We start from the raw sequence: 7731 nt of genomic DNA, 5'->3' as shown, positions 1-7731 counted from the left end.
CCTGCACCACGTCTCCATCGACATCGGCGGCGAGGACACGACCGGCTGGGCGAAGCTCACCGGCCTGCTCGCCGGGCACGAGCAGCGGGACCGGGTGTTCTACCTGGCCAGCCCACCCATGACGTTCGGCCCGTTCTGCCGGGAGCTGCACCGGGCCGGGCTGGTCACCCCCGCCTCGCGGGTGGTGCTGGAGAAGCCGCTCGGCCGCGACCTGGCCAGCGCGCAGCGCATCAACGACGAGGTCGGCGCCATCTTCGACGAGCGGCAGATCTACCGCATCGACCACTACCTGGGCAAGGAGACGGTCCAGAACCTGCTCGTCCTCCGGTTCGCCAACGCGTTCCTGGAGCCGATCTGGAACTCCCTGTGGATCGACCACGTCCAGATCACCGCCGCCGAGACCGTGGGCACGCCGGGCCGCCGCGGCTACTACGACCACGCGGGCGCGCTGCGCGACATGGTCCAGAACCACCTGCTCCAGCTGCTCTGCCTGGTCGCGATGGAGCCGCCGGCGCGCAACGACCGCGAGTCCATCCGCGACGAGAAGGTCAAGGTCCTGGAGTCGCTGCGGCCGATCACCGGTGGCGAGGTGGACCGTTTCACCGTCCGCGGCCAGTACACCGCGGGAGAGTCCGGCGGCGTGCCGGTCCCCGGCTACCTCGACGAGCCCGACAACACCGCGCCCACCGACGCCTCCCGCCAGGTGGAGACCTTCGCCGCGATCCGCGCCGAGGTCAAGAACTGGCGCTGGGCGGGCGTGCCGTTCTACCTGCGCACCGGCAAGCGCATGCCGTACCGGTGCTCGGAGATCGTGGTGCAGTTCAAGGACGTGCCCCACTCGATCTTCCCGGGCAGCGCGCCCAACCGGCTGGTGCTCCGGCTGCAGCCGAGCGAGGGCATCAGGCTGCACATCATGGCCAAGGAGCCGGGCGCGGGCGAGGTGGCGCTCAAGCCGGTCCCGCTCAGCCTGAGCTTCGCCGAGACCTTCACCAACCGGGTGCCCGAGGCCTACGAGCGGCTGCTCATGGACGTCCTCACCGGCAACCCGACCCTGTTCATGCGGCGCGACGAGGTGGAGGCCGCCTGGCGCTTCATCGACCCGATCCTGCGGGAGTGGGAGTCGTGGGGCACCCCGCCCGAGCCGTACCCGGCGGGCTCCCCGGGCCCCGCCGGAGCCCACGAGCTCGTCCTGCGCAGCGGCCGCTTCTGGCACGAGGAGGACCCCGCATGAGCGCCCACGAGGACCGGACGACCCCAGCAGGACACGCAGACCGACCCGACAACGACGGAGGAGGCCGGATGAACCCCGTCATCCAGGAGATCACCGACCGCCTGATCGAACGTAGCCGCGCCAGCCGTACCGCCTACCTGGCACGGCTCGACGCCGAGGCCGAGGCGGCCCGCCGGCGCGGGCCGGCCCGGGCCAGCCTGGGCTGCGCCAACCTGGCCCACGGCTTCGCGGCCGCGGGCCAGGCCGACAAGCTCGACCTGCGCTCCAACGTCAAGCCCGGCGTGGCGATCGTGTCGAGCTACAACGACATGCTGTCGGCGCACCAGCCGTACGAGACCTACCCGGCGACGCTCAAGGCGGCCGTCCGCAAGGCCGGCGGCGTCGCGCAGTTCGCCGGCGGCGTGCCCGCCATGTGCGACGGCATCACGCAGGGCCGCGCGGGCATGGAGCTGTCGCTCTACAGCCGCGAGGTCATCGCGATGGCCACCGCGATCGCGCTCTCGCACGACATGTTCGACGCCTCGCTCATGCTCGGCGTCTGCGACAAGATCGTGCCGGGCCTGCTGATCGGCGCACTGCACTTCGGCCACCTGCCGGCGGTGTTCGTGCCGGCCGGGCCGATGACCTCCGGCCTGCCCAACAAGGTCAAGGCCCGCACCCGGCAGCTGTTCGCCGAGGGCAAGGTCGGCAAGGGAGAGCTGCTCGACGCCGAGTCGAAGTCCTACCACTCCCCCGGCACCTGCACCTTCTACGGCACCGCCAACTCCAACCAGGTCATGATCGAGGTCATGGGCCTGCACCTGCCCGGCTCGACCTTCGTCAACCCGCGCACCGAGCTGCGCGAGGCCCTGACGGAGGCGGCGGGCAGGCGGGCGGTGGAGCTGACCGCGCACGGCGACGAGTACACCCCCGTGGGCCGGGTCGTCGACGAGAAGGCGGTCGTCAACGCCTGCGTGGCGCTGCTGGCCACCGGCGGCTCGACCAACCACACCATGCACATCGTCGCCATCGCCGCGGCGGCCGGCATCAACCTGCTCTGGGACGACCTGGCCGCGCTGTCGAAGGTGGTGCCGCTGCTCACCCGTATGTACCCCAACGGGCAGGCGGACGTGAACCACTTCCAGGCCGCGGGCGGCATGCAGGTGCTCATCGGCGACCTGCTGGACGCCGGGCTGCTCCACCGCGACGTGCTGACGGTCGCCGGGCACGGGCTGGACCACTACCGCTCGTCCGTCGAGCTCAAGGACGGCGAGCTGGTCTGGGAGGAGCGCACCGGCGGCAGCACCGACCTGGACGTGCTCCGTCCCGTCTCGGACGCCTTCTCCCCCGACGGCGGCATCCACATGCTCAACGGCAACCTGGGCTGCGCGGTCAGCAAGGTCTCCGCGGTCAAGGACGAGCACCTGGTCATCGAGGCCCCGGCGAAGGTCTTCGACGACCAGCTGGAGCTGCTGCGCGCCTTCGAGGCGGGTGAGCTGGACGGGCAGGACTTCGTGGCGGTCATCCGCTACCAGGGTCCGAGCGCGAACGGCATGCCGGAGCTGCACAAGCTCACCCCGCCGCTGTCGGTGCTGCTGGACCGGGGGCAGCGGGTCGCGATCGTCACCGACGGCCGCATGTCCGGCGCGTCGGGCAAGGTCCCCGCCGCCATCCACCTGTCGCCCGAGGCCGCCCACGGCGGCCCGATCGCGCTGGTCTGCGACGGCGACCCGATCCGCCTCGACTCCACCGCGGGCACCCTGGAGCTGCTGGTCCCGGCCGAGGAGCTGGCCGCCCGCACCCCGCAGGGGGCGCCGCTCACCGACGCCCAGTGGGTGGGCACCGGCCGCGAGCTGTTCGCCGCCTTCCGCCGTACGGCGGGCCCCGCCGAGCGCGGTGCCGGGATCTTCGCCCTGAACGGCGAGGCGGAGGCCGTCGCCCGCGCCGCCGCGGACGGGGTCCCGGCGTGAGCGGGCGGCACGGCGGGCGCGCCCTCTCGCACACGGACGCGGCGGAGAAGGAGGCCCGGTGAGCCTTCCCTGGCTCGTCGCCGACATCGGCGGCACCAACGCCCGGTTCGCGCTGGTCACCGAGCCCGGCGGGCAGCCGGAGGCGGTGGCCGTACTGGCCGGAGCGGATCACGACGGGCTCCCCGAAGCCGTAGCCGCCTATCTCGCAGAACATGCGGGCGGAGTTCAGCCGGGAGCGGCCTGCATCGCGATCGCGGGTCCGGTGGAGGGCGACCGCTACCGGCTCACCAACGCCGGCTGGTCCGGTTCGGTGCTCGACCTGGGGATCCCCCACGTCGAGCTGCTCAACGACTTCGAGGCCCTGGCGGCGTCGCTGCCGCACCTGGAGGGCGACGACCTGGTCTCCCTGGGCGGCCCCGAGCCCTCGCGCGGGGTCAAGGCCGTGCTGGGCCCGGGGACGGGCCTCGGCGTGGGCGGCCTGGTGCCCGCGGCCGAGGGCTGGGTGCCGGTCCCCGGCGAGGGCGGGCACGTCACCGTGCCGGTCCTGGACGAGCGTGACCACGCGATCGTCCAGGCGCTGCGCGCCGAGGGGCTGACCCACGTGGTGGCCGAGCACCTGCTGTCGGGGCCGGGACTGACCCGGCTGCACCACGGTCTCGCGCTGGTGAACGGCGTGGACGCGCCGCGGCTGTCCGCCTCGGACATCGTGGCCCGGCTGGACGACTCGCTGTGCGCCGAGACCGTCGAGGTCTTCTGCGGGATGCTCGGCACCTTCGCCGGGAACGTCGCGCTGACCCTGGGCGCCCGTGGCGGCGTCTATCTGGGTGGCGGCGTGCTGCCCCGTATCGTGGAGCGGGTCCGCGCCAGCGACTTCCGCCGCCGGTTCGAGGCCACCCCGACCCTGACCGACTATCTGTCCGCCATCGCCACGACCCTGATCGTGGCCCCCCAGCCCGCGCTGGTCGGCGCGGCGGCCTGGTTGAACCAGCGCCTGTCGAACATGGAGTATGTATGAGTCTGCTGGACATCGCCCCGGTCGTGCCGGTCGTCGTGATCGACGATCTGGAGGCCGCGGTGCCCATGGCGCGCGCCCTGGTGGCGGGCGGTCTGCCGGTGATCGAGGTGACCCTCCGCACGGCCGACGCCCTGCAGGCCATCGAGCGGATCGCCGCCGAGGTGCCCGACGCGGTGATCGGCGCCGGGACCATCCGTACCCCGGCCGACGTGGCGGCCTCCGTGGCGGCCGGCGCCGGGTTCCTGGTCAGCCCGGGCAGCACGCCGAAGCTGGTGGACGCCATGGAGGCGAGCGGCGTGCCGTTCCTGCCCGGTGTGGCGACCGCGTCGGAGGTCATGGCCCTGGCCGAGCGCGGGCTGACGGAGATGAAGTTCTTCCCGGCCGAGGCCGCCGGTGGCCTGCCGTACCTGAAGTCGCTCGGCGGTCCGCTGCCCGACGTGCGGTTCTGCCCGACGGGCGGGATCAAGCTCTCGACGGCCCCCGGCTACCTGGCGCTGCCCAACGTCGGCTGCGTGGGCGGAAGCTGGCTCACCCCCGCCGACGCGCTGGCCACCGGTGACTACGCGCGGATCGAGAAGCTGGCCGCCGAGGCGGCCGCGCTCCGCTAGACCGCTGGACCGCGCTCCACCGGCGCGGTCCGGCCGGGGCGCGCTCCATCGGGGCCCCTCGGCACGGGCACGCCCGGCCTGGGCCGCGCCCGCCGGGTGCGCCCGGCCTCTCGAACTCGCAGGCGGACCGCCTCCTCCCTAGGTCCGCGTGCGCCATGAGTCACCGTGACCCGGTGTGACGCTCATGGGACCCGGCCCATGGCCGCCTTACCCGGCGCCATGGGCCTTCCCCGTCCTCGGCCTTCCGTCCGGTCGGCGCCGCGCTCACCGGTGCGTGGCCGGCGCGTGGTCGCCGGCGCGGAACGTGTGACGGTAGGCCATGGGCGACACGCCGATCGTGGCGGTCAGGTGCTGGCGCAGCGAGGCGGCGGTCCCGAAGCCCGCTTCGGCGGCGATGCGGTCCACCGGCAGGTCCGTGGTCTCCAGCAGGCGGCGCGCGTGCTCGACGCGCTGCCGGGCCAGCCACTGGCCGGGAGTCATCCCCACCTCGTCGCGGAAGCGCCGGGAGAAGGTGCGGACGCTCATCCGCGCGTGACCGGCCAGCTCGGACAGCGAGAGCGGCCGGTCGAGCCGCTCGAGCGCCCACACGCGGGTCGCGGAGGTGGTGGCCGCCGACGGCTCGGGCACCGGCCGCTCGATGAACTGCGCCTGGCCGCCCTCACGCCAGGGCGGCACGACGCAGCGGCGGGCCACCCAGTTGGCGACCTCGCTGCCGTGGTCGCGGCGCACGATGTGCATGCACAGGTCGATGCCGGCGGCGACCCCCGCCGCGGTGAGCACATCGCCGTCGTCGACGAACAGCACATCCGGATCGAGTTTGACCCGCGGGAACGTCCGCTGGAAGTGGCCGGCGTCGTTCCAGTGCGTGGTCGCCGGGCGGCCGTCGAGCAGGCCCGCGGCCGCGAGGACGTATGAGGCGGTGCAGATCGACACGATGCGGGTGCCCCGCCGGAGGCGGGTGAACGCCTCGGCCAGCGGCTCGGGGAGCCGGTCCCTGGGGTCCACCGGACCGCAGACGAACGGGGGGATCACCAGGGTGTCCGCCGTATCGAAAGCCTCGACCCCGTGCTCCACGGCGACGGTGAAGTCGGCGTCGGTTCTCACCGGGCCGCCGTCGAGACTGCAGGTGATCACCTCGTAGAGCGGCTCACCGTCCTTCCCGACCGCGGTGCCGAAGATCCGGACCGGGATGCTCAGCTCGAACGGATAGACACCCTCAAGGGCCAGTACGACAACGCGATGCATGGCCAGATTCTTTCACACATTGGCTATCTGGCCACTCGTAGGGGCCGGCCGGCTGCGGCAACGTTGGCCGTACGCCGCACCAGGCGATCACCCAAGAGCAAAGGAACAACGACTATGCGCGCCATCGGCCAGGACTCGCTCGGCGGACCCGAGGTGTTGAAGGTGGTGGAGGTGGACCGCCCGGAGCCCGGGATCTCGGAGGTGCTCATCCGGGTCCACGCGGCCGGGGTGAACCCGACCGACCGGTGGCACCGGGCCACCGGGGGGCTGCTGGGCGGCTCGCCGGTCAGGCTGGGATGGGACGTGTCCGGCGTGGTCGAGGCCGTCGGACTCGGCGTGAGCGTGTTCAAGCCCGGCGACGAGGTGTTCGGCATGCCGCGCCTGCCGCAGGCGGCGGGCACCTACGCGGAGTACGTGACCTCCCCGGCGCGGCACCTGGCCCGCAAGCCGGCCGGCCTCTCCCACGTGGAGGCCGCCGCGCTGCCGCTGGCCGCGCTCACCGCCTGGCAGTCGCTGGTGGACACCGCCGACGTACGGCCCGGCCAGCGCGTGCTGGTCCACGCCGCGGCGGGCGGCGTCGGCCACCTGGCCGTCCAGATCGCCAAGGCACGCGGCGCGTACGTCGTCGGCACCGCCCGCTCGGCCAAGCACGCCTTCGTCCGCGCCCTCGGGGCCGACGAGGTCATCGACTACACGCAGGTCGATTTCGCCTCGGCGGTCGGCGACATCGACATCGTGATCGACACCATCGGAGGCGACTACGGACCTCGCTCGCTGCGGACCCTGCGCGGCGGCGGCATCGTCGTGTCGCTCGCCTCACCGGCTGAGGCGTATCTGGCGTCCGAGGCGGACAAGCTCGGCCTGCGGGCCGGGTTCACGATCGTCGAACCCGACCACGCGGGGATGAAGGCGATCGCGGCGCTCGTCGAGGCGGGGCAGCTGCGCGCCGAGATCGACACGGTCCTGCCGCTCGAACAGGCGGCCAAGGCCCACGAGATCGGCGAGAGCGGCCGGACGGCCGGAAAGATCGTCCTCACCGTCGCCGGCTGACGGTCCGCCGCCGGCCACGCTCAGATCCGGGCCGCCCGGCAGGCGAGCTGCAGGGCCAGACGCTGCTGGGGATCGCCGAGATCGGTGTGGAGGAGGTCCTCGATGCGCCGGATCCGCTGGCTCACGGCGTTGCGGTGCAGGTGGAGCTCCTCGGCGACCCGGGCGGGCGAGCCCTGGTGGTCGAGGTAGGACTGGAGGGTCCGCACCAGCGGCTCGGCCCGCTTGGGCCCGAGGGCCAGCAGCGGGGCGAGGAGCTCCTGCACGGCCTGGCGGGCGGCGTCGGAGGAATACCACTCCACGAGCATGCGGTCGAGCCCCGCCACGTCGTGCGCGGTGACCGGCGAGGCGGCGGCCGGGTTGCGGAGCAGCGCCGTACGGGCTTCGAGGGCCGAGGCGCGCAGGCCGAGCGGGCCGCGGTGCGCGCCGCTGACCCCGCAGCGCAGGCCCGCGCCGGGGAAGCGGTCACCGAGCCGGGACAGCAGCCATCCGGCGTCGGCGACGGCGGCCCGCAGGCCGTCCCTGCCCGGGTCGAGCTGCTGCCTCGAGGAGCGCCAGCCCGCGGATCGCTTCACCCGTCTCGTACACGCCGATGTCGCCGGATGCGGATCGGGTGTGGCCGATCAGCCCCTCCCC

Annotated in this window: 7 protein-coding genes; 5 read left to right on the top strand and 2 right to left on the bottom strand. The window is 73.3% G+C overall.

The genetic code is table 11. The features are described from left to right. From zwf to eda, 4 genes are all read left to right on the top strand, one after another. Nucleotides 1-1231, top strand: a 1231-nt coding sequence (gene zwf, locus ACWDS7_RS44525; RefSeq protein WP_451934221.1) for a glucose-6-phosphate dehydrogenase, incomplete at its 5' end; no start/stop codon positions are given. A 68-nt stretch (nt 1232-1299) separates the two neighbouring features. After that, a complete protein-coding gene (edd, locus tag ACWDS7_RS44520; RefSeq protein ID WP_451934220.1) occupies nt 1300-3180 on the top strand; it encodes a phosphogluconate dehydratase in 1881 nt (626 codons plus the stop codon). A gap of 58 nt (nt 3181-3238) precedes the next feature. After that, nucleotides 3239-4195: a glucokinase gene (gene glk, locus ACWDS7_RS44515; RefSeq protein ID WP_451934219.1), complete on the top strand. Its 957-nt coding sequence runs from the start codon at nt 3239-3241 to the stop codon at nt 4193-4195. After that, on the top strand, nt 4192-4803 hold the full coding sequence (gene eda / locus ACWDS7_RS44510) for a bifunctional 4-hydroxy-2-oxoglutarate aldolase/2-dehydro-3-deoxy-phosphogluconate aldolase (protein WP_306858336.1): 612 nt from the start codon (nt 4192-4194) through the stop codon (nt 4801-4803). The genes glk and eda overlap by 4 nt, the downstream gene beginning before the upstream one ends. Before the next feature lie 264 nt (nt 4804-5067). On the opposite strand, the gene ACWDS7_RS44505 is transcribed toward eda, so the two are convergent. Beyond that, the gene (locus tag ACWDS7_RS44505) at nt 5068-6048 is read right to left on the bottom strand and encodes a GlxA family transcriptional regulator (RefSeq protein ID WP_451934218.1); all 981 of its coding nucleotides are present in this window, start codon (nt 6046-6048) and stop codon (nt 5068-5070) included. 114 nt (nt 6049-6162) lie between these two features. Here ACWDS7_RS44505 and ACWDS7_RS44500 point away from each other — a divergent pair, with 114 nt between their 5' ends. Further along, nucleotides 6163-7098, top strand: coding sequence for an NADP-dependent oxidoreductase (locus ACWDS7_RS44500; RefSeq protein WP_306858332.1), 936 nt, complete (start codon nt 6163-6165; stop codon nt 7096-7098). Nucleotides 7099-7118: 20 nt separating this feature from the next. On the opposite strand, the gene ACWDS7_RS44495 is transcribed toward ACWDS7_RS44500, so the two are convergent. Next, on the bottom strand, nt 7119-7670 hold the full coding sequence (locus tag ACWDS7_RS44495) for a PucR family transcriptional regulator (protein ID WP_451934217.1): 552 nt from the start codon (nt 7668-7670) through the stop codon (nt 7119-7121). Nucleotides 7671-7731 lie beyond the last annotated feature (61 nt).

It is taken from the genome of Streptosporangium sp. NPDC003464, from assembly GCF_053588315.1.
This window is presented reverse-complemented; position numbering and strand designations above follow the sequence as displayed.

Bases quoted from the DNA above. Each gene is read 5' to 3' on its own strand.
- edd (WP_451934220.1), top strand. From the start codon at position 1,300: ATGAACCCCGTCATCCAGGAGATCACCGACCGCCTGATCGAACGTAGC.
- eda (WP_306858336.1), top strand. From the start codon at position 4,192: ATGAGTCTGCTGGACATCGCCCCGGTCGTGCCGGTCGTCGTGATCGAC.
- ACWDS7_RS44505 (WP_451934218.1), bottom strand. From the start codon at position 6,048: ATGCATCGCGTTGTCGTACTGGCCCTTGAGGGTGTCTATCCGTTCGAG.
- ACWDS7_RS44500 (WP_306858332.1), top strand. From the start codon at position 6,163: ATGCGCGCCATCGGCCAGGACTCGCTCGGCGGACCCGAGGTGTTGAAG.